Genomic DNA, 20,735 nt, shown 5'->3' with positions numbered 1-20,735 from the left:
CTGTGCTTTCACGCTACGGAGCGATCTGGACGCGGCAGCGGTACCCTCGGGACCATCGATGGGGAAAAACGGACACCCTGCAGGGCGCCCCGATGTCAGGGACCTGGAGTACACCCCGGCCGTGGGCGCACCGGCCGGAGTCGAGGTGATGGAACTCGCCGACCTGCTCGAACGCTCGCGGCGCCACGGCAATGACCCGTACGCGCCCCTGCGCCCCGCCTTCCACCAGCTGATCGGCGCCCGCGAACGGCCACTGCGCATGTGGGTCGACTTCGTCGAGCACGAGCTGAAGCCCGGGTCGTGGCTGTGGATCCGGCCGGGGCAGGTGCAGCGGTTCGGCCCCGACCTGGTGGCGGCGGACGGGGTGATCGTGCTGTTCCGGCCCGGCTTCCTGCCGCCGGCGACCGTTTCGCTGGCACACATGGATCCGCCGTACGAACAGCGCCCGTCGGTCCTCGAGGGCTCGGACGCGGAAGGCGTTCGCCGGGCACTCGACCATCTCGTCTACGAGTACGGGGCGATGGCCTCACTCCCCCTCCGGGCACACACCGAGGTGCTGCGCGCGCTGCTGTCCGTCCTCGTGGTGCGGCTCGCGCAGGCGCGCGGCCCGGCGCCGCGGCCGACCACTGCGTCGGAGACGTTCCGTCGCTTTCACGCGGCCGTCGAGCGGGACCACGCGGTGACCCGGCGCGTCGAGGACTACGCGGCGGCGCTCGGCTACAGCCCGCGCACGCTGACCCGGGCCACGCTCGCCGCGACGGGACGTACGGCCAAGCAGTACGTCGACGACCGGGTCCTTCTGGAGGCCAAGCGCATGTTGCAGCACAGCGGCCTGACAGCGAAGGAGGTCACCGTCCGGCTCGGGTTCACGGACGCGAGCGACTTCACGAAGTTCTTCCGACTGCGGACGGGCATGACGCCGGGAGCGTTCCGCGGAACGTAACCCGGCGGACGCATACGCGAGGTCGCTCGCCGGGACGGGTCCCGTTCCAGAGGCAGCGCGCGAGCCCGGAGAACGACACAGATCACACCCGCCGACGCCTTGACCTCCGACGTTCAAACCGGTTTGGTCGGCGTCGTTCAGCGACGCAAACCGGTTTAAGGACTGGTTGCGGACCATCGTTCCGTGTCGGCTGGACCGTTCGTCGCCCTCCGGCTCGTCCGAGGCCGCACCCAGGGCGGCAGACGCTGTGCGAGCAGGCCGACCGGCTCTGGCAGGACGTGCGGGGTTTCGCCACCGGCACGCACGGCAGCCTGTCCTTCGGCTACAGCGCGAGCGCCGGTTACGAGACCGCGCCCACCCTGCTGGAACAGCTCGCCGAGCACCACCCCGGAATCACGGTCACCACCAGGCTGCTGTCCACTACCGAGGTCCTCTCCGGGGTCGCCGACGGCACGCTCGACGCCGGCCTGGTCCGCTGCCCACCTCCCACGCCTCAACTCGTGAGCACGCTCGTACGACTTGAACCGCAAGGCGTGCTCATGCACGGCGATCACCTCCTCGCCGACCACGACGAGGTGCCCGCGGACGCACTGGCCGACCAAACCGTGCTCATCCACCCACGCGAAGCAAACCCCGGCCACTACGACGCCATCACCGCCATCTTCGAGCGCGCGGGCATCACCCCCAAGCTCCGCCTGCGCCGGCTCTTCGACGCAGCCCACACCCCGGTGACACAGCACCAGGCCGTCTCCGTCGTCGGCGCCTCCGCCCTCCCCGGCCTCCCCGCCGGCCTGATCTGGCGCCCTCTCACCCCCACCGCGGCGATCGAGATCCACCTCCTCACGCGAGGCGACACCCACCGCCCCACCCTCACCCACTTCCTGCGCACAGTCGCCGAAACCACCCGCAATCGCGGCTGGCTCCGGATCGGGTCGCAGGAGTGGGCATCTGAGGCTGAGGCCGATGCGTCGGTCATCCTTTGACCAGTAACGGTTGGTGAGCGGTGGGCGGGACGACAGGACTGTGACCCAGTTCACCAGGAAATGGTGACAGGGTGTTGTCGCGGACGGGTGCGATGGCCGTCGGCATGACGATCACAGATGAGGACTACCTCGCCGAGACCCTGGCGTTCAACAAGCAATTCGAGGCCGCTGCCACGAGCCGCCCGGCCCACGGGCAAACGCCGGACGCGGACATGCTGGCAACCCTGCGGCGCAACCGGCTCGGCGGCGACGCGCCTGCGGTGAGGCTGCCGCAGGGGCAGGCCCGTGTCGTTCCGGGCGGGTAGGACGAGAGGCTGTGGCAGCTGGCCGAGGCTGGCGCGGCTGGACGTCGTGAACGTGGAATACCGCCTTGCCCCCGAACCAGGGATGAGGACGGGGCAGCGCCGCGACCCCAGGTCTCGCCCAAGAAAAGGCCCGACCACACCACCGCCCCCGCGATTGGGGTCGGGGCATGCCGGTCCACCAATACGTCACCGCCTGCGCGAAGACGTGGTCAGGCCGGCTGCCACAGCTCGACCCGATTGCCCTCAGGATCGGTGACCCAGCCGAATCGGCCGACACCGTCCATGTCCTGCGTTTCCTCGGCCACGGCCGCGCCCTTGGCGCGCAATTGCGCGAGCATCGCATCCAGGTCGCGGACCCGGAAGTTGAGCATGGTCTGCTGGGCACGGGACCCGAAGTAGTCGGTCCCGGACTCGAACGCCGCGAACACCGTGGGCCCGGCTCCCTGACGCCACAGGCCGTTCTCATCGGCGTCCAGGCCCAGGCAGTCGCGATACCACGCGCTCAGGGCCGCCGGGTCGTCGGCCCGCATGAAATACCCACCGATACCAAGCACACGTTCCATGCCGCCATCTTGCCAGGACGTCCAGTCTCGTGGTCGCCAGGATGGCCGTCCCCGGCACGCGCATCGAACTCATGGCACACATTGCCCTTCGCGAGCCGGTCGCCGGGGCCGTGTCTAGGGGTGACGCCAAGGGTCGGCGGCTCACTGCTCGTCACGAAGATCGCTCTATTTCTTCCAAAATCGACCGTTACTTTAGTTGCAGCACCAAGGGAAGATCGCCACCGGAATCGAGCCCATCAGGGGCGCATCATGGATATGCGGCGCGACACCGCCCTACCCCCCGAAAAGATGGTGTCGCGTCGCATTTCGCTGTTCACTTCGGAGCGAGGCCAGCCCCGCCCCCAGCGGCCAGCCCCGTCCCCTGCGGTCGGCCCATGACGATCGTCACTCGGTCCGGTGACATCCGGGACATGGGAATGCGGAGCAAAGACATACGGATTCGGCCCTATTTCCGGGCCATCCTGGATTGAGTAAGCAGGGGGATTGCATTCGCCGGGAAATAGACAAACGGAGATCCCATGCACGCATCCAGCGGCACCGCCATTCTGTCCCGACACCCTCGCGCAGCCGCCGAGGCCCGAACCGCGCTCCATGAGATAGCCCCGACCGGTTCCTCCGGGGCGGACACGGCAGCCCTCCTGCTGACCGAGGTAGTCTCGAACGCCGTCCGCCATGGCAAGGGAGCGGCGATCGAGGTAGCTGTCGGCTTCGACCCCTCCGCCGACGTGATCACTGGTGCTGTCTTCGACAGGGAGCCCGGGATGAGCGCGGGCGACCGAGCCGGCGTCGCAGACGAAGACCAGGACATGGAGTCCGGACGCGGGCTCGACCTGCTGGACGCCGCCTCACAGTCGTGGGGCGTTGCGACAGCGGGAGACCGCGGTAAGTGGGTGTGGTTCCAGGTCCCCGCGGCGTGACGCCCCAGGACTGCCCTCGACAACCTCCTGGCGAGGCGGGGCGACGGTCACATCGGAGCCGTCACCTGGTGTCGGGCGGGGCGATGGGCAGGTGGAGTTCCACCCGGAATCCCGCGCCCTCCGGGCCGGCGGTCAGTTCGCCTCCGAGCAAGGACGCACGTTCGTCCAGTCCGAGCAGGCCGTTGCCGCCGCTGGGGAGTTCATCGGCGGGCGGCCCGGAAGCCGGACCGTTGATCACCGTGAGGTCCACCGTGTCAGGACCGCACCTCAATTCGATCCCAACCTCCGCTCCCGGGGCGTACTTGGCGGCATTGGTGAGCGACTCCTGAAGAGTCCGGTAGAGGGCCTGCTGCACCAGCGTGGGCAGCGACCCCGGCTCCCCCTCCATGCTGAGGTCAGCGTGCAGTCCGGCCCGTCGGGCGCTGCGCACCAGGTCGTCGAGGTCACTGGCGTCCACCTGTGGGGCGCGCGGTACGGGCCGACCTGCACGGTCGGGGGTGAGCACTCCGAGAATCGCGCGCAGCTCCTCCAGGGCACGACGCCCCTCGTGCCGGATCTGTTCCGCGTCGTCCGCGACCTTGCGGTTCGCCGACCCGGCGCCCACGCGCAGCGCGGCGGCCAGCAGCACGATGTGCCCGACCCGGTGGGCCACCACGTCGTGCATGTCCCGGGCAATACGGCTCCGTTCGTTGACCCGCGCCTGCTCGACCAACAGCACGTGCTCGCGCTCCCTCGTGGCAAGCTCGGCCTGGGCGGCCGCGGCCAGGTCGCGGCGGAGGGCGACGGCGTAGCCGACGACCAGCGGTCCGACGACCAGCGCCAGCGAGTACGCGGCTCCCCGGAAGTCCCACGCTCCACCGAGCCACAGGGCTCCGGCGTCCGACAGGCAACCCAGGCCGGCGAACCAGGCGAGCAGCCTCCATCGGTTCGGGTACGTGGACCCCACCGTGTACAACGCGACGGCAAGGGCCGTGGGGGTAAAGAGGAGGAGGTGGCAGAGTACGACGAGCCACCCGATCACGACGGTCCGCTTGCGTCTCCACCACAGCAGGAGTCCGACGGCGCCGGAGAGCACCGCGACCGTCACGGTGGGAGTCCCCGTGAGAAGGCCGTTCGAGGGCTTGACCCAGCTGTTTCCGAACCCTACGAGTGCGGCAGCTGCCGCCACCGCCGCGTCCGTCCGCCGCAAGGACGACGGCGTGGCATCCTGCCACGCGGTCCTAGGCACGGGGCCTTTCTCCCTGCACGCCGCCCGCCCGGACGTGCTCTTCAGCATGATCTAGCGAGGAACCCCGGGCATTTACGCCCGGGAGGAAACGTTTCTCTGCGCTGCTCTGACCTGCACGTGTGTATGGATCTGCACTGTTGTCAGTGCCCTCCGTTAGGTTGGCCCGGTGAAGATCGTGGCGCAGGTGAAGCTGATCCCGGAGGCCAAGCAGGCCGCCGCGCTGTCGGCGACCCTGACAGCGTGCAACGACGCCGCGAGCTGGGTGTCGGTGGTGGCGTTCGAGCGCGGTGTGCCGCGTGAGTACGAGCTGCGCAAGCACACCTACGCCGAACTCAAAGCCCGTGGCCTCGGCGCGCAGGCAGCGCAGCACGTGATCAAAAAGGTGCGCGACTCCTACACCACTCTCAAGGCGAATGTGCGGGCGGGGAACCTCGGCAAGGAAGGCTCCAAGCGCCGCCGCAAAGCCGAGTCCAAGCCCATCGCGTTCCGGCCAGACGCAGCGCAGCCCTTTGATGACCGGTGTCTTTCCTGGCAGTTGGACGCACAGACGGTGTCCATCTGGACCACCAGCGGACGCCTGCGGGGTATCCAGTTCGCCTGCTCCACCGACGCGCTCGAGACGCTCCAGGACCACCGGCGGGGCGAGTCGGACCTGATCGAACGAGACGGCGTCTTCTATCTGATCGCCACCTGCGACGTGCCCGAAGCCGAACCCTACGAGCCGGACGGGTTTGTCGGCGTGGACCTGGGCATCGTCAACATCGCCACCACCTCCACCGGCTACCAGGCCGCCGGACGCGGCCTCAACCGCTACCGCAAGCGGCAACTTGCCTTGCGGGCCAAGCTCCAGAGGAAGCGCACCAAGTCCGCCAAACGCAGGCTCAAGGAACGCTCCCGCCGCGAGCAGCGGCATGTGAAGAACACCAACCACGTCATCGCTAAGACGATCGTGACCGAGGCTGAACGCACCTCGGCCGGGATCTCCCTGGAAGAACTCAAGGGAATCCGGCAGAGGGTACGGCTCCGCAAGCCCCAACGGGTCACACTCCACTCCTGGGCCTTTGCCCAGCTCGGGGAATTCATCGTCTACAAGGCCCACCGGGCGGGCGTCCCGCTGGTGTTCGTCGATCCGGCGTACACGTCGCAGATGTGCTGCGAGTGCGAGCACGTCGACCGGCGTAACCGAGTGAACCAGGGTCTGTTCATCTGTCGGGGCTGCGGCGTCGTTGCGCACGCGGACCGGAATGCTTCCCACAACATCGCCTCCCGTGGTGTAGCTGTGTGGATTGCGGGGCGTGAGTCACGCGCCCCTGCCGCCTCATAAGGGGTGTCTGGACGGAGGAGCCCACCCGGCAGCCAGTTGGGAGCTACCTCCAAGCCCGGTCCTTTAGGGCCGGGTCAAGTTGACCGCTCCATTCCCGCCCGGTACGCCAGGCGGGCCGCCTGGACCCGGTTGTCCGCCCCGATCTTCGCCAGGAGGCGGCTCACCTGGTTCTTCACGGTTCCTTCGCTGGCGTGGAGTTCCTTGCCGATGTTCGCGTTGGACATGCCTCGTCCGATGAGGCCGAGGATCTCCCGCTCCCGCGTGGTCAACGAGTCGAGGGCCTGCTGTTCCTGAGTCGTCAGCCGGATTGCGTGCTGGGCGAGCTGCTCCATGACGCGCCCCGTGACCGAGGGGTCGAGGGTGGACTTACCGGCGGCCACGAGACGCACCGACCGCAGCAACTCCTCGGGGGGCGTGTCTTTGAGCAGAAACCCGCTGGCTCCCGCGCTCACCGCCTCATCCACGTACTCGTCCTCCGCGAACATGGTGAGGATGAGAACCCGGGGCGGATCGCGGAGCGCCTGCAGCTCGCGGGTGGCGGCGATGCCGTCCATGCCCGGCATCCGAATGTCGAGAAGCGCCACATCAGGGCGAAGGCGGCGCGCCGCGTCGACGGCGCTGCGTCCGTCCCATGCCTGGTCCACCACGTGGATGTCGTCTGCAGAGGAAAGGATGTCGCTCAGCCCCCGGCGGACAATCTCACTGTCGTCGGCGACCAGGACATGGATCACCATGGGTGACCACCTCTCGTGCTCAGCGCTCTGCCAGCCACCGGCCAAGTCAACAATGCGGACAGGCTAGCTCATTACGGTATTTATTTATCGAAGGGCCCCATCTCAATTCGGGGATCGGAAACTCACGGTCGCTCAGGGCCGCCTGTCTGTCATGACCCAGTCACATACCCGCCGTCGCCGGATCCGCGCCCTCCCATGCCGCTCGCAGCAACCCTCGTACGCCGTCGGCCGTGACCGGACGCGGATTGTCCGCCGGGGCCGCCTCCAGGATCGCCGGCACCGCGTCGTCGATGTCCGGCTCGGCGAGGCCGTAGTCCCGCAAGGCCGTCGGCGCGTCCACGGCCCGGCGCAGCCGCTGCAGCCCCTCGAGCGCCGATCCCGTGCCGAAGGCCTTCGCGATCCTGCGCTCGGCGTGCGGTGCAACAGGGGCGTTGAAGGCGAGCACGTACGGCAGGACGACGGCGTGCGTCTGGGCGTGCGGCAGGTCGTAGCGGCCGCCGAGTACATGGCAGATCTTGTGGTGCAGGCCCGACCCCGCCGACGAGAACGCGACCGCCGACAGGTACGCCCCGTACAGCATCTGCTCGCGGCCCTCGATGGCGGAGGGGGCGGCGACGACTGCGGGCAGTCCGGCAGCGAGCGCGCGGACGCCTTCCCCGGCCAGTGCCTGGTCGACCGGGTCGGTGCGCGGGGCCCACATCGAATCGACGCAGTGGGCAAGGGCGTTGAAGCCGGATGCGACGCTCATCGGCACGGGAAGCGTGAGGGTGAGCGTCGCGTCGTAGACGATCGCTCGCGGCAGCACGCGGGCGTCCACGCCCGTCGTCTTGCGGCCGCCCTCGGTCAGTCCCCAGACGCTGGTCGCCTCCGACCCCGCGTACGTGGTCGGCACGGCCACGATCGGCAGCCCCGTCGTGAGCGCGACGGCCTTGGCCAGGCCGGTCGTCGAGCCGCCGCCGACGCAGACCAGCACGTCCGCATCGTGCCGGACCGCTGCCGCCCGGGCGCGTTCCGCCGTGGCGAGTGGGACGTGCATCGCCACGTCGTCGTGGTGCACGGCCACCGGGACGTCGGCGGTGACCGACTTGGCCCGTTCGGCTTCGCGGGCCGTCGCGATGACCATCACGCGGGTGCCGCCGAGCCGTTCGACCTCGGTGCGCACGGCCGCGCGTGCGTCGCCGGAGGCGAAGTCGACGCGCTGCGGCAGCGTCTCGTGCTCGAATCGCATGGGTCGTTCTCCTTCTTGCTCCGATTCCTGCTCGGACGGTCGCGTCACGCGCGCCGCAGCACGATGTCGAAGCGGACGCGGTTCCAGCTCAGGTCGGTGAGAGTACGGCCGTCGGGGGCCGGTGTGCCGGGTGCCTGCCGGTCGAACCTCTTGACGAGGGAGTCCTTGACGCCGAACACAGCGTCCTGCGTGAGCAGTTGGTCGCCTTCGACGAAGATGTGAGTGATCACGGCGCGCAGTCCGGGGGCGGTCGCCTTGAAGTGCAGATGGGAGGCGCGCAGCGGGGAGCGTCCGGTCTTCTCCAGGAGTTCACCGACCGGCCCGTCGTACGGGATCGGGTACGGGGTGGGGGTGAGACCCCAGAACGCGTAACGCCCCTGGTCATCGGTGAAGAGATGTCCGCGGCCCGCCGTGCGGTCCGGCCCGTACTGCACGTCGTAGAGGCCGTCCTCGTCGGCTTCCCATACGTCGAGTCGGGCTCGCGCGACCGGTTTTCCGTCGGTGTCGGTGACGGTGCCCTCGACCCAGCAGGGTTCTCCTGGGGCTCCGCCCGCCAGGTCGCCACCGATGGGGATCTCCGGGGCGCTGTCCACGAAGAACGGGCCGACCACCGTCGCCTCGGTCGCACTCCCGGCGGCCTCATGGTTGACATTGATGGTCTGCATGGAGGCCCCGAGCACGTCGGACAGGAGCATGAACTCCTGACGCCGGTCGGTGGTGATGTGCCCGGCCGCGGTGAGGAAGTCGACGGCCTGTTGCCATTCCGCCTCCGTCAGTCGCACGTCACGGATGAACCCGTGCAGGTGCCGGACCAGTGACTGCATCAGCTCCTTGAGGCGCGGGTCCGGGGTGTCACGGAACGACGCCAGGACCGTATCGATCAACTCGTCCTCCACCTGGCGCTGTTGCTCCGGCACGACGGTGCGGCCTCCGGAACCGCCTTCGGAATGTCCTTCGTGTCGGGCTGCGGAATGACCTTCGGGATGTCCTGCGGGATCTGGTGCGTTCTGCGGCGCGGACATGGAGCGGCTCCTCCTGCTCGTTCGGCGTTGTCGCCGTTCACACGGTGGCAGACCGCACCACTTCGTAGCCGTAGATCCACCCATTGCCCGCCGGCGGATCGGCCTCGGCCGCCGCCGCGTCGCGGGCTTGCTGACGCCGGCCCGCGGTCAGTTCCGCGGCTTCGGCGGGTCCAAGAGCGACACCAGCAATGCGGTGAACTCCATTGCCGCCCACGGCAACCGTCGGCCCAGCATGGTCTGCACTTGCGCCTCACGCTGGCGGAAGACCGGGTGGTCGACGCGTACATGGGTGACCCCCTCCGTCACCGAGTCCTGGTGCAGGTCGCCGAGGTCGCCGACCAGTGCGACGCCACCTCCGGAGCGGACGAATTCATACTGCGGAGCAAGTCCGTCACACACCAGTGCCGGACGGGCCGTCAGGCCCTCCAACTGCACACCGATGTCGAACAGTTCGCGCTGGCTGGTCCCGACCGAACCGATGCCGAGTGGGTACTCGCACAGTTCCGCCAGGCTGATCCGATCCCGCCCGGCGAGTTCGTGATCCAGAGGCACGACGGCGGCCACGGGTATCACTACGGCGCATTCCACTCGTACGTCGTGTTGCGGACCCATCGTGTAAGTGGCCGCGACGTCGGCGATGCCCTCGACCACGCGGCGGGTTGCCTCCTGGCGGGGTACGACGTCGAGCCGGAAGGTCACGTCCGGGTGGTCCCGTCGGAAGGCCGCCATCGCGCGCGGCAGGAGACGACGCCCGAATCCCTCCGAACAGACCACGTTGATGTGGTGGACATCGGCCCCACGTCCGGTCCTCAACTCGTTGACGAGCGCGGTGGATTCGGCTTCGCTGCGGCGGGCGTGGGCCAGGAGCCGGGATCCCGCGTCGGTCATCGTCATCCCTCGGGGATGCCGGACGAAGAGAGCCACTCCCGTCCCGGACTCGAGCTTGGCGATCTGCCTGCTGATCGCGGAGGGAGCGACCTGCAGCTGCTGGGCGGCCTCGGTCACCGATCCTGTCCGGGCGACCTCGAGAAAGTACGCGAGGCTCACCGGCATGAGCTGCATCGTGCCTCCGGGATAGCTGGGTGGCGCCCTCTGACGTGGACGCCGGTTTGCCAAGAATAGAACGCAGGGTGCCACAAACGGCAATAGTCGCCGCCCGGAAACCGCCCTACGCTCCTGAGCCAGCACATCACCCACAACTGCTGCCACCATCAGGAGAAGCTTCAGTGATCCCCAAAAGCCTGGTCGAGAGGGCCGAGGAGTACGTCGACTCGGGCGCCTACTTCACCGATCTGAGCGCGATGGTCGCCTACCCCACCGAGAGCAGCCGACCTGAAGGCCATGTTGCCATTAAGGCATACCTGAATGAGGTTCTCGTACCGGCCCTGACCGAACTCGGTTGCTCCGTCACCGAGTACGTCAATCCGGACTCCTCCGGCGGCCCGTTCCTCGTCGGCACACGCGTCGAGTCCCCCGAACTCCCGACACTGCTGTGCTACGGCCACGCGGACGTGGTGGACGGCCAGGCCGGCCGGTGGAGCGGAGGCCGGGATCCGTGGACCCTGACCGCGGAGGGCGACCGGTGGTACGGCCGCGGGTCAGCCGACAACAAGGGGCAGCACCTTGCCAACATCGCGGCACTGCGGCTGCTGCTCGCCGAGCAGGGGTCGTTCGGCTTCAACTTGACCTTCCTGTTCGAGACCGGCGAGGAGGTCGGCTCGCCCGGACTCGCGGAATTCGCCGCCGCACACCGCGCAGAGCTGCGGGCCGATGTCCTGATCGCCTCGGACGGTCCACGTCTGGATGCCACGACGCCGACGCTGTTCCTCGGGTCGCGCGGAGGCGTCGGCATCATGCTCGACGTCGACCTGCGCCCCGATGCGTACCACTCGGGCAACTGGGGTGGTGTCATCCGCAACCCCGCCACCACCCTGGCCGGCGCGATCGCGAGCCTGGTCGACGGACACGGCCGCATCCAGGTACCCGCGCTGCTGCCGTCCGAACTCCCGGCCCCCGTTCGCGAGGCACTCACCGATGTCGTGGTCGCGGGCAGCCCCGGTGATCCCGCTCCGGACGAGGGCTGGGGTGACACGACGCTGACCGCTGCCGAGCGGCTCTACGGCTGGAACACCCTTGAGGTCCTGTCACTGGGTTCGGCCGACATCGACCGTCCCGTCAACGCGATCCCCGGCCGCGCACGCGCCGTCCTGCAACTGCGGTACGTCGCGGGCACCGATGTGAGCCGGGCCCGAGAGATCGTCACCGAGCATCTCTCCGACCACGGATACCCGATGGTCGACGTGACCGTCCTCGGCAGCTTCGCCGCCAGCCGTACAGCACTGGACGACCCGTGGCTGCTCTGGGCCAAGGGAGCACTCGAGCAGGTCACCGACAAACCCGTCGCCGTCCTCCCGAACATCGGCGGCTCCCTGCCCAACCACGTCTTCACGGACATCCTCGGCCTGCCGACCCTGTGGCTGCCGCACTCCTACCCGGGGTGCCTCCAGCACGCGCCCGACGAGCACATGCTCTCCGCGATCGCCCGCAAAGGCGTCGTCCTGGCGGCCGCCTTGTTCCATGCCCTCGGCCATCCCTCGGCCGACCATCCGCTCCCCGCACGCGCCAGGCTCAACCACCCTGTCCCCGCCCACCACTCGGCGTGACGCCCACCAGCCCCAGCGCCCACCGGAAGGACCCCCGATGACGGCAGTCTCGCGTCACCACACCCTGCCAGGTAGCTCGACCGCTGCACCCCCGAGACGGGTATCCACCAAGCGAGCCGTCGCGGCGGCGACCATAGGCAACGCGCTCGAATGGTTCGACCTCGCGGTCTACGCCCTGATGGCGGTCTACATCGGCCGGACGTTCTTCCCCGCCGACAATCCCGGCGTCCAACTGGTCGAGGCGTACGCGGTGTTCGGGGTGACGTATCTGATCCGGCCCCTCAGCGGCCTGCTGATCGGCTCGTACGCCGACCGGCACGGGCGCAAGAAGGCCCTGATGCTGACGATCTGGCTGATGGTCATCGGCACCTTCGTGATCGCTTTCATGCCGGGCTACTCGACGCTCGGGTTCGTCGCGCCCGTGGGAGTCGTGATCGCGCGACTGATCCAGGGCTTCGGAGCCGGCGGCGAGTTCGGCGCCGCCACCTCGTTCCTGGTCGAGCAGAGCGACAAGCGCAAGAGCTTCCTCGGCAGTTTCCAGTTCGCCAGTCAGGGGCTCGCGACGCTGATGGCCTCCGGGTTCGCCACGGGTCTGACCGCGACGCTGTCCGAGGAGCAGATGACCTCCTGGGGATGGCGGGTGCCGTTCGTGTTCGGCCTCCTGGTCGGCCCGGCCGGCTACCTCATCCGCCGCTACGCCGAAGAGCCGCCGGCTACGACTCGGGCGAGCGCGTCGGAGAACCGCGACGAGAAGTCCTCACCGGTCCGGTCGGTGTTCCGGGACCACTGGGGAGGGCTGCTGATCGCGAGCGGAGCCATGGTGGTCTCGACCGCGCTCAACTTCCTCCTGCAGTACATGCCCACCTTCGCCATCAAGGACCTCGGGGTGGACGACTCACTGTCGTTCGCCGCGCTGCTCATCACCGGTGTCATCCTGACCCTCGGCACCCCGGTAGTGGGCCTGCTCGCGGACCGGTTCGGCCGGTTGAAGATCATGATCCCGGCCGCGGCGTTGATCGGGGTGTGCGCCATCCCGCTGTTCCTCTGGCTGACCACATCACCGTCCTTCCTGACTCTCGCACTGTGCATGACGGTCCTGGGCGTGCTCAAGGCCACGTACTTCGGCGCACTGCCGTCGGTGATGTCCGACGCGTTCCCGGCAGAGGCCCGCGCGACCGGGCTGGCGTTCAGTTACAACACGACGGTCGCCATCTTCGGCGGGTTCGCCCCCACGATCGCCGCGGCACTGGTCACAGCCACCGGATCGCAGATCTCGCCGAGCTATTACCTGCTGGCTGTCGCAGCCCTGAGCATCGCCGCGCTGGTGGGCGGGTACCGGATCCGCGGCATCCGCTGAGTGCCCGCTTTCGACAGCCACTCCCAGGTCATGAGCCCTCCGTCCCTGGCGATCAGTCCGCCCGCCGCACCCGTGCGGCCGTCTCGAGGGCATGGCCGAGCTCGAAGAGATGGTCCAACCGGTCCGAGTGGCGTGGCTGCCGGTGCCGCGCATGCCGACGACGTCCCAGTTGTCGACGGTCTCCACCTGCTCGGGGCGCAGGACCGCGGTGCGGGGCCGGCCGGCCTTGTCCTCGCCCGTGCTGATCCCCACGCCCAGCGCGTCGGCGCCCTTGCAGCCGCCGGCGAACTCCCAGTGGCCCGTGACCCGGAAGCCGCCCGCGACGGGCTCGGCGCGCACTCGTCACGCTACGAGGCGCAAATGGGCCCGGACTATAGGGAGTTGACTGCACTGTGTAGGGGATTTCCCCAGTTCCGTACGACGTGTCGCAGGTGGGTGCGATCAGGCCTCGTCGCGCCGAAGCGCCGCCAGCTCCCCGCGCGAGCGGATGCCGAGCTTCGTGTAGATGTGCGTCAGGTGGTACTGCACTGTCTTGACGGAGATGAACAGTTCCGCCGCTGCCTCGCGGTTGGTCACGCCGCGGGCGACGAGTTCGGCGACGTGCTGTTCCTGCGGTGTGAGGCGGCTGAAGTCGGCGGTGGTGCGGTCGTTGAGCTGGCCGGTGACGCCGCCCGCCTTGAGTTCGCGGTCGCAGCGCTCGACGTAGGCGGTGGCGCCGAGGGCCGCGAACCCGTCCCTGGCCCGCCGCAGCACGGTGTCGGCGTCGCGGCGCTTGCCGACCCGGCGCAGGGTCTGGCCGTAGGCGAAGTTGACGCGGGCCCGGTCGTACGGCATCGGCAGCGGTTCCAGCGCCGCCAGAGCCCGCTCGAAGTGCTCACGGGCCTCGTCGATGTCGCCCCGGGCCGCCGCGATCCGGCCGCGCGGGTAGCCGAGCCGGCCCCGGGTGGAGCGGTGGCCGCGCTCGGCGGCGCGGGCTTCGAGCGGGGCGAGGAAGGCGTCGGCCTCGTCGGTGCGGTGGCACATCACCAGGGCGTTGGCGTAGATGTCCTGCCACGGCCACATGCCGGGCTCGTCGACGGCGTCGCGTGACGCGAGGCGGGTGACCGGGGTGAGCGCCTCCACCACCTGCTCGTAGTCGGCGCGGATCTCGGCGAGGTGGGCGCGGGCGAGGCAGGCGGGGATGAGCATCATCGCGTAGTGGCGGCGGTCGGCCGCGGCATCCCTGACGTGCTGTTCGGCGCGGGCCCGGTCGCCGCGCAGGGCGTGGATCTGGGCGCCCGTCCAGTGAATGAGCGGACGCAGCAGTTCCATGCGGGCCGCGGCGGCGCGGCCCGCTGCCCGGTCGACCGTCTCCAGGGCCTCGTCCCAGTCGCCGAGGGTGAAGCGGGTACGGGCGAGCCAGGCCTGTGCCCACAGCGAGATGCGGGTGGAGCCCTTGCGGTACTCGGTGGGCACGGCGCTCTCCAGGTCGTGCCAGGCGCCGTACAGGTCGTCCTGGGACAGGGCCAGCCAGCCGCGGCACATCCGGACGCGCTGGCGCTGCGCGCTGTCGGCGACCTCACCGACCAGCTGGTCGACGCCCTCCAGGGCCTCGGCCACCCGTCCCTGACCGAGATAGCCGAGGCCGAGGATCGCGCGGGTCTCGACGACGGCGGGCGAGCTCTTCGGGGCGAGTTCGAGGGCCGTCCCGGCCCAGCGCACGAGGTCGTCGGCGCGCCAGTCGGCGAGGGCGTGCAGGACCTGGCGCTGGCAGATCAGTGCGGCGGTCTCCGGGTCGCGCCCCGGGTCGACCCTGTGCCAGGCACTGTCCAGGAGGCGCTGGGTCTCGGCCGGGCGTCCGCCCAGCAGGGTCAGATAGCCGAGCACGGCGTCCCGCAGAGCGCCGGACGGGAAGCTTTCCAGGACGGCCGAGAAGCTCTGTGCGCGCGGCAGGTCGCCCGCTCCGACCAGGGCGTCGACGGCCCGCAGCAGTCGGGCCTGCCGGTCGGCGGGGGACGGGCTGAGGTCGGCGGCCAGGAGCAGAGCCCGCGCGCAGGACGACCAGGCTCCGACGGCGGCTCGCCCGGCGGCGTGTGCCTCCAGGGCTGCGGCCAGTTCCTCGTTGGCGAGCGGTGGCTCGGCGGCGGCCCGATGGCGCAGCCGCTGCCCCTCATCCTCGACCAACTCGGCCGCACGGGCGTGGAGTTGGGCGCGGTCGCCTGGGCCGAGCGAGTGGTACACGGCCGCCGCGGTGAGGCGGTCGCGGAAGGCGACGCGGCCCGCGCCCGGGCCCACCGGCGGGCTGAGCAGGCCCGCGCGGCACGCCTCGTCGAGTGCGTCCAGCGGCTCGGTGAGCGCAGCCAGGTGGGCAGCGTCCGCGAAGCGCGCGGGGCTGCCGAGGACGGCGCACGCCTCGGCGAGCCGCCGTGCCTCGTCGGCGCAGGCGCTCAGCCGGCGGTGTACGTCCGCCGCCCGGTCACGCGGGACGGGCAGCACGGCGGGTGGATCGGACCAGGTCTCGCGCGGAGCCTCGCGCAACAGGGCGGTGATGTCACCGGCGACGCCGGCCGTGTGGAGGCACAGCTCCTGCGCGGCGGTGGGTGACAGGTCGACGCCGTGGAACGCGGCCAGGCGTCGCACGTCTTGCGGCTGCAGCGGTTCGAGGTGGACGACGTCGCCCGGGAACTCCGCGAGGAACCGCGCCGTGTCCGCCTCGGCCACCGCGTCGTCGTCGACCAGGTGCACGGCGAGCACGGGCACGTCCGTCATCAGCCGCAGCGCGGACGCGAGGCCCCGCAGGGAGGCGGCGTCGGCCCACTGGGCGTCCTCCACGACGATGAGCGCACACCGTCCACCGGTCCGCCCCCGGGCCAGGGCCGACGCGAGCAGCTCGGCGAAGAGCAGAGGATCGGCCACCCCAGTCGACTCGGGCTGCGGCACGCCCTGAGGAACAGTGCCCGATCCGCCGCACGGGCGCTCCGACGAACCTTCCGCACCCCGCCGAAGCGGCCCCGCCACCCCCTGGGCCCCGCCCTCCGCCCGGGCGAAGTCCAGCGGGTCGGCCACCCCCGGCGACTCGGGCTGCGCCACGCCTTCAGGGACAGTGTCCGGTCCACCGGCGTTCGCGCCCCCGCGCGGCCTCGGACCCGACACCGCCCGTTCCACGCTCCGCAGCAGCTGACCCGCCACCCCGCCGGCCCGGTCCGCCTCCCAGCGCAGACCGCGCACGCGCACCGTCAGGGTCTCCGGGTGCGCGGCGGCGAAGCGCTCGACCAGCGTCCGCTTGCCGCTGCCCCGGGGGCCACGCACGAGGAGGGCCACCGGGCCTGCCTCGGCGACGGCGGCGTACGCGGACTCCAGCTCGGCCCGTTCGCGCTCCCGGCCCACCGCGTCGGCGGGGCCGTCCGGGCTTTCGGGGTGTGTCCGGTCGCGGCTGTGCATGTGGCGGACGCTACGCGACGCTCCGGCGCCGCCACCAGCGGGCGCGTGCGTCACCCCAGGTCGCCGCCCGCCACCGGGAGGACGGTTCCGGTGATGTACGACGCCTCGTCGGAGGCGAGGAACGTGATCGCCGCCGCCTGCTCGGCCAGCGTGCCGTAGCGCTTCATCAGTGATGATTCGACGGTCTGGTCGACGATCTGCTGGTACCAGTCCCGTTCCTGCTCGTCTCCCGCCGCAGGGCCGCGGGCGACGCGGCGCGGCGGCGCCTCGGTGCCGCCCGGCGCGGTGGCGACGACGCGCACTCCGTACGGTGCCGCCTCCAGGGCCAGCGCGGCGGTGAGGGCGTTGACGCCGCCCTTGGCCGCCGCGTAAGGCACGCGGTTGATGCCCCGGGTGGCGACCGAGGAGACGTTCACGATGGTGCCGGCGCGCTGGGCGAACAGGTGCGGGAGGACGGCACGGCAGGTCCACAGGGTCGGGAAGAGGGAGCGGCGGATCTCGGTCTCGATCTCCTGCGGGGTGTAGTGCTCGTAGGGCTTGGCCCAGATGGTGCCGCCGACGTTGTTGACGAGGACGTCGATCCGGCCGAGCCGGTCGAGCGCCTGGGCGACGGCCGTCTCGGCGCCCGCGTACTCCTCCAGGTCGGCGACGACGGACTCGGCCCTGCCGCCGGCCGTGGTGATCTCGCCCGCCACCTCGTGGACGAGTTCCGCGCGGTCGACGAGGACGACGTGGGCGGACTCGGCGGCGAGGCGGCGGGCCACGGCCTCGCCGATGCCCTGGGCCGCGCCGGTCACCACGGCGGTCCGCCCGGCGAACCGGCCCGCGTACACCTGGCCGCTCATCGGCCCGCCCCCACGAGGTCGGCCGCCGCGACGGCGGGCGTGAACTTCTCGTAGTGGAAGTGCGCGGGCTCGACGCCGAGCGCGTCAATGTGGACGCGCACGGCTTCGACCATCGCGGGCGGCCCGCACAGATACACGTCGCAGTCGCCGCCGTGCAGCTCGTCGGCGCCGAACAGGGCTGTCACGTAACCCTTGTTGGCGGCGGTGCTCGCCCCGTCGGCGACGCAGTGGTCGAAGGTGAATCCGGGCAGGACGGCGGCGTAGTCGGCGAGGGTTTCGAGGTGGACGAGGTCCTGGTCGGTGGTGACTCCGTACAGCAGGTGTACGGGGTGTGCGGGCGGGGAGCCCGCCGCGGCCATCGACTCCAGCATGGACAGGAGCGGGGCGAGGCCGGTTCCGCCCGCCAACAGCAGTGCGGGGCGGGCCAGTTCGCGCAGGAAGAAGCCGCCCATGGGGCCCGTGAAGGTCACCCGGTCGCCGGCCTGGGCCCGTTCGGTCAGATACGTCGACATGGCTCCGCCCTCGACGACGCGCACCAGGAAGGAGACCTGCTCCTGGCCGGGGCCCGTGCTGAAGGAGTACGCGCGGCTCTCGCCGTCCGTGCCGGGCACGCCGGCATTGACGTACTGGCCGGGCAGGAAGCCGAGGGCGGCCCTGTCGTCGACGGCGAGGGTGATGCCGACGGTCGTCGGCGAGTGCCGGTCGACGGCCGTGACGGTCGCCGTGTGCGTGGCCGGTCCCGTCTTGCAAGCGGCCGACGTCGTCGGGATGCGCAGCACGAGGTCACTGTGCGGGGTCATCTGGCACGGCAGGCAGTAGCCGCGCGCCGCCTCGTCGTCGGTGAGCGCCTCGTCGATGTAGTCGCCGCCGTCGTAACTGCCGGACTCGCAGTACGACTTGCAGGTGCCGCAGGCGCCGTCGCGGCAGTCGAGCGGGATGTTGATGCGGGCCTTGTAGGAGGCGTCGGCGACGGTCTCGGCCGGTTCACAGGTGATGAACCGGGTGGTGCCGTCCTCGAAGCCCAAGGCGACCTGGTAGCCCATGTACGTTCTCGATTCGGGGAGTTGACTGACGGGTGCGGAGCCGGTGCCGGCCCGGTGCCACTCAGAGGTGGTAGATGTCGACCACGTGGTGGATGAAGTCGTTCTTGAGGACGACCTTCTTGCGGCGGATGACCGGCTCGGGGCCCGACAGGTCGAGCGTGTAGTACGAGGTGCCGAAGTACGTGTCGGTGTGCTGGTAGCGGTAGTAGAGCGTGAACCAGTTGAAACGCACGTCGAGCAGTTCGCCGTCCGCGCCGCCGCGCCCTGTGATCTCCACGTTGGTGATGTTGTGGCCGGTGCGCGGCTCGGGCAGGCTCGTGGCGCTGGAGCGGTCCGTGCGGATGCGGAAGACCCGGTCCTCAAGACCGGCCCGGTTCGCGTAGTAGATCAGGGAGATCTCGGTCTGCGGGTCGCGGGTGAGTTCGTCGTCGTCGGCCCAGGCCGGCATCCAGAACTCGGCGTCGGGGTAGTAGCACTCCAGCCACCGCTCGAACTCGCGGTCGTCCAGATACCGGGCCTCCCGGTACAGGAACTGCCGTACGGATTCGAGGAGTTGGAACGTGTCGGCCTGCGTCGCGGCGCTCCCGCCCGGCACGGTGGTCGTCGTCATCGTGCGTCGCCCCCTCGCTCATTGCGCGTCGTCCCGGCCAGCTCGTCCTCGGCTGCGAGTGCCGCGTTCATGGTGTCCAGCCAGTAGCCGTGCTGGACGGGGTAGAGGCCCTCGTCCTCGGTGCGGACGCCGCTTGCGATCGGGTCGATGCCGAGCCTGCGGGCCTCGTCGTCGGGTCCGTCGATCCAGTGGGCGGCGCCGCGGCTGAGGTCATTCCACGGAGCGGCTGTGGCCTGGTACGTCTTCTGGCAGGAGCGGAACTCCTCCAGGTCGTCGGGGGTGGCCATCCCGGTCGCGTTGAAGAAGTCCTCGTACTGCCGGATGCGGTTCGCGCGGGCCCCGGCGCTCTCGCCCTTGGGCGCGATGCAGTAGATGGTGACCTCGGTGCGGTCCACGGACAGCGGCCTCAAGTGCCGGATCTGCGAGCTGAACTGGTCCATCAGGTAGACGTTCGGGTACAGGCACAGATTGCGTGACACGCCGATCATCCAGTCGGCGCGGGCCTGGCCGTACTTCTCGACGAGTTCGTCGCGCCGCTCGTTCAGGGGGCGGTTGGCGGGGTCGAGCCACTCGGTCCACAGCAGCAGGTGTCCGTGGTCGAAGGAGTAGAAGCCGCCGCGCTGCTTGGACCAGCCGCCCGCGTCCATGTTCTTGGTGTCGTTCTTCGACTCGCCGGAGGTGCGCCGCGCGGTGGTGGCCGCGTAGTTCCAGTGGGTGGCGGACACGTGGTAGCCGTCGGCGCCGTTCTCGGCCTGGAGCTTCCAGTTCCCGTCGTAGGTGTACGTCGAGGAGCCGCGCAGCACCTCCAGGCCTTCCGGGGACTGGTCGACGATCATGTCGATGACCTTGGCGGCGTCGCCGAGGTGGTCCACGAGCGGCTTGACGTCCGGGTTGAGGCTGCCGAAGAGGAATCCGCGGTAGTTCTCGAAGCGGGCCACCTTCGTCAGGTCGTGCGAGCCGTCCTTGTTGAACTGCTCGGGGTATCCGGCGTCCCGCGGGTCCTTCACCTTGAGGAGCTTGCCGGCGTTGTTGAACGTCCAGCCGTGGAAGGGGCAGGTGAAGGTGGTCCGGTTGTCGGTCTTGCGGCGGCACAGCATCGCGCCGCGATGGCTGCACGCATTGATCAGCGCGGTGAGTTCGCCGTCCTTGGTGCGGGAGACGACGACCGGCTGGCGGCCCATGTACGTCGTGAAGTAGTCGCCGATCTCCGGGATCTGGCTCTCGTGCGCGAGGTAGATCCAGTTCCCCTCGAAGACGTACTTCATCTCCAGTTCGAAGAGCTGCTCGTCGGTGAAGGCGCTGCGACGCAGGCGGTACACCCCGTTTCCGGGATCCTCCACCAGTGCCTCGCTCAACACACTGCGGGCCGCTGCCCAGGTTTCGGTCATGGCTCCTCCTGATGCCCGGCGAGGTGCCGCCCGCCGGCACGGCTCATCGGGTGCTCAGCACCATGGCAGGGCCCGGGGCGGGCCACCCCGGACATTTGCCCAGTCCCCACCCAGGGTGCTTTTCATATGCAGCAGATATGGATCACGCTGAATTCGGTATTT

At 69.9% G+C, this 20,735-nt stretch carries 18 protein-coding genes; 7 read left to right on the top strand and 11 right to left on the bottom strand.

Annotated elements, in window-relative coordinates:
• Nucleotides 1–58: 58 nt before the first annotated feature.
• From OHA58_RS37445 to OHA58_RS37435, 3 genes are all read left to right on the top strand, one after another.
• Entirely contained in the window at nucleotides 59–943 is an 885-nt protein-coding gene (locus OHA58_RS37445; RefSeq protein WP_405484237.1) for a helix-turn-helix transcriptional regulator, read from the top strand.
• Between the two features lie 278 nt (nucleotides 944–1,221).
• The gene (locus OHA58_RS37440) at nucleotides 1,222–1,926 is read left to right on the top strand and encodes a LysR family substrate-binding domain-containing protein (RefSeq protein WP_405484235.1); all 705 of its coding nucleotides are present in this window, start codon (nucleotides 1,222–1,224) and stop codon (nucleotides 1,924–1,926) included.
• Nucleotides 1,927–2,030: 104 nt separating this feature from the next.
• The gene (locus OHA58_RS37435) at nucleotides 2,031–2,231 is read left to right on the top strand and encodes a hypothetical protein (protein WP_405484233.1); all 201 of its coding nucleotides are present in this window, start codon (nucleotides 2,031–2,033) and stop codon (nucleotides 2,229–2,231) included.
• Between the two features lie 209 nt (nucleotides 2,232–2,440).
• Here OHA58_RS37435 and OHA58_RS37430 read toward each other — a convergent pair whose 3' ends face one another.
• A complete protein-coding gene (locus OHA58_RS37430) occupies nucleotides 2,441–2,794 on the bottom strand; it encodes a VOC family protein (protein ID WP_405484231.1) in 354 nt (117 codons plus the stop codon).
• 518 nt (nucleotides 2,795–3,312) lie between these two features.
• Here OHA58_RS37430 and OHA58_RS37425 point away from each other — a divergent pair.
• Nucleotides 3,313–3,711 (top strand): ATP-binding protein, encoded by a 399-nt coding sequence (locus OHA58_RS37425; RefSeq protein ID WP_405484229.1) that lies wholly within the window; start codon nucleotides 3,313–3,315, stop codon nucleotides 3,709–3,711.
• A gap of 61 nt (nucleotides 3,712–3,772) precedes the next feature.
• Here OHA58_RS37425 and OHA58_RS37420 read toward each other — a convergent pair whose 3' ends face one another.
• Entirely contained in the window at nucleotides 3,773–4,939 is a 1,167-nt protein-coding gene (locus OHA58_RS37420; RefSeq protein ID WP_405484227.1) for a sensor histidine kinase, read from the bottom strand.
• Nucleotides 4,940–5,105: 166 nt separating this feature from the next.
• Between OHA58_RS37420 and OHA58_RS37415 the strand changes: the two genes are divergently transcribed.
• Complete coding sequence (locus tag OHA58_RS37415; protein WP_405484225.1) at nucleotides 5,106–6,263, top strand: RNA-guided endonuclease InsQ/TnpB family protein; 1,158 nt, start codon at nucleotides 5,106–5,108, stop codon at nucleotides 6,261–6,263.
• Between the two features lie 74 nt (nucleotides 6,264–6,337).
• Here OHA58_RS37415 and OHA58_RS37410 read toward each other — a convergent pair whose 3' ends face one another.
• The 4 genes from OHA58_RS37410 to OHA58_RS37395 form a co-directional block, all read right to left on the bottom strand.
• A complete protein-coding gene (locus tag OHA58_RS37410) occupies nucleotides 6,338–6,997 on the bottom strand; it encodes a response regulator (protein WP_405484223.1) in 660 nt (219 codons plus the stop codon).
• A gap of 160 nt (nucleotides 6,998–7,157) precedes the next feature.
• Nucleotides 7,158–8,225: a maleylacetate reductase gene (locus OHA58_RS37405; RefSeq protein ID WP_405484221.1), complete on the bottom strand. Its 1,068-nt coding sequence runs from the start codon at nucleotides 8,223–8,225 to the stop codon at nucleotides 7,158–7,160.
• A 44-nt stretch (nucleotides 8,226–8,269) separates the two neighbouring features.
• Nucleotides 8,270–9,142 carry a dioxygenase gene (locus tag OHA58_RS37400; protein WP_405484219.1) on the bottom strand — a complete coding sequence of 291 codons (873 nt, stop codon included), beginning with the start codon at nucleotides 9,140–9,142 and terminating at the stop codon, nucleotides 8,270–8,272.
• A 252-nt stretch (nucleotides 9,143–9,394) separates the two neighbouring features.
• On the bottom strand, nucleotides 9,395–10,300 hold the full coding sequence (locus OHA58_RS37395; protein WP_405484217.1) for a LysR family transcriptional regulator: 906 nt from the start codon (nucleotides 10,298–10,300) through the stop codon (nucleotides 9,395–9,397).
• Between the two features lie 173 nt (nucleotides 10,301–10,473).
• Here OHA58_RS37395 and OHA58_RS37390 point away from each other — a divergent pair, with 173 nt between their 5' ends.
• Together OHA58_RS37390 and OHA58_RS37385 are read left to right on the top strand one after the other, a co-directional pair.
• Nucleotides 10,474–11,910: a M20 family metallopeptidase gene (locus OHA58_RS37390; protein WP_405484215.1), complete on the top strand. Its 1,437-nt coding sequence runs from the start codon at nucleotides 10,474–10,476 to the stop codon at nucleotides 11,908–11,910.
• A gap of 37 nt (nucleotides 11,911–11,947) precedes the next feature.
• Entirely contained in the window at nucleotides 11,948–13,267 is a 1,320-nt protein-coding gene (locus OHA58_RS37385; RefSeq protein ID WP_405484213.1) for an MFS transporter, read from the top strand.
• Between the two features lie 441 nt (nucleotides 13,268–13,708).
• On the opposite strand, the gene OHA58_RS37380 is transcribed toward OHA58_RS37385, so the two are convergent.
• From OHA58_RS37380 to benA, 5 genes are all read right to left on the bottom strand, one after another.
• On the bottom strand, nucleotides 13,709–16,687 hold the full coding sequence (locus OHA58_RS37380; protein ID WP_405484211.1) for an AAA family ATPase: 2,979 nt from the start codon (nucleotides 16,685–16,687) through the stop codon (nucleotides 13,709–13,711).
• A gap of 50 nt (nucleotides 16,688–16,737) precedes the next feature.
• Nucleotides 16,738–17,532 carry a 1,6-dihydroxycyclohexa-2,4-diene-1-carboxylate dehydrogenase gene (locus tag OHA58_RS37375; RefSeq protein WP_405484209.1) on the bottom strand — a complete coding sequence of 265 codons (795 nt, stop codon included), beginning with the start codon at nucleotides 17,530–17,532 and terminating at the stop codon, nucleotides 16,738–16,740.
• Nucleotides 17,529–18,575 (bottom strand): benzoate 1,2-dioxygenase electron transfer component BenC, encoded by a 1,047-nt coding sequence (gene benC, locus OHA58_RS37370; RefSeq protein ID WP_405484207.1) that lies wholly within the window; start codon nucleotides 18,573–18,575, stop codon nucleotides 17,529–17,531. Before benC ends, OHA58_RS37375 begins: the two co-directional genes overlap by 4 nt.
• 61 nt (nucleotides 18,576–18,636) lie before the next feature.
• Nucleotides 18,637–19,185 carry a benzoate 1,2-dioxygenase small subunit gene (benB, locus tag OHA58_RS37365; protein WP_405484205.1) on the bottom strand — a complete coding sequence of 183 codons (549 nt, stop codon included), beginning with the start codon at nucleotides 19,183–19,185 and terminating at the stop codon, nucleotides 18,637–18,639.
• Nucleotides 19,182–20,573 carry a benzoate 1,2-dioxygenase large subunit gene (gene benA, locus OHA58_RS37360; protein ID WP_405484203.1) on the bottom strand — a complete coding sequence of 464 codons (1,392 nt, stop codon included), beginning with the start codon at nucleotides 20,571–20,573 and terminating at the stop codon, nucleotides 19,182–19,184. Before benA ends, benB begins: the two co-directional genes overlap by 4 nt.
• Nucleotides 20,574–20,735 lie beyond the last annotated feature (162 nt).

It is taken from the genome of Streptomyces sp. NBC_00009, assembly GCF_045040855.1.
In the GTDB taxonomy this organism is placed as follows: Bacteria; Actinomycetota; Actinomycetes; order Streptomycetales; family Streptomycetaceae; genus Streptomyces; species Streptomyces aureus.
This window is presented reverse-complemented; position numbering and strand designations above follow the sequence as displayed.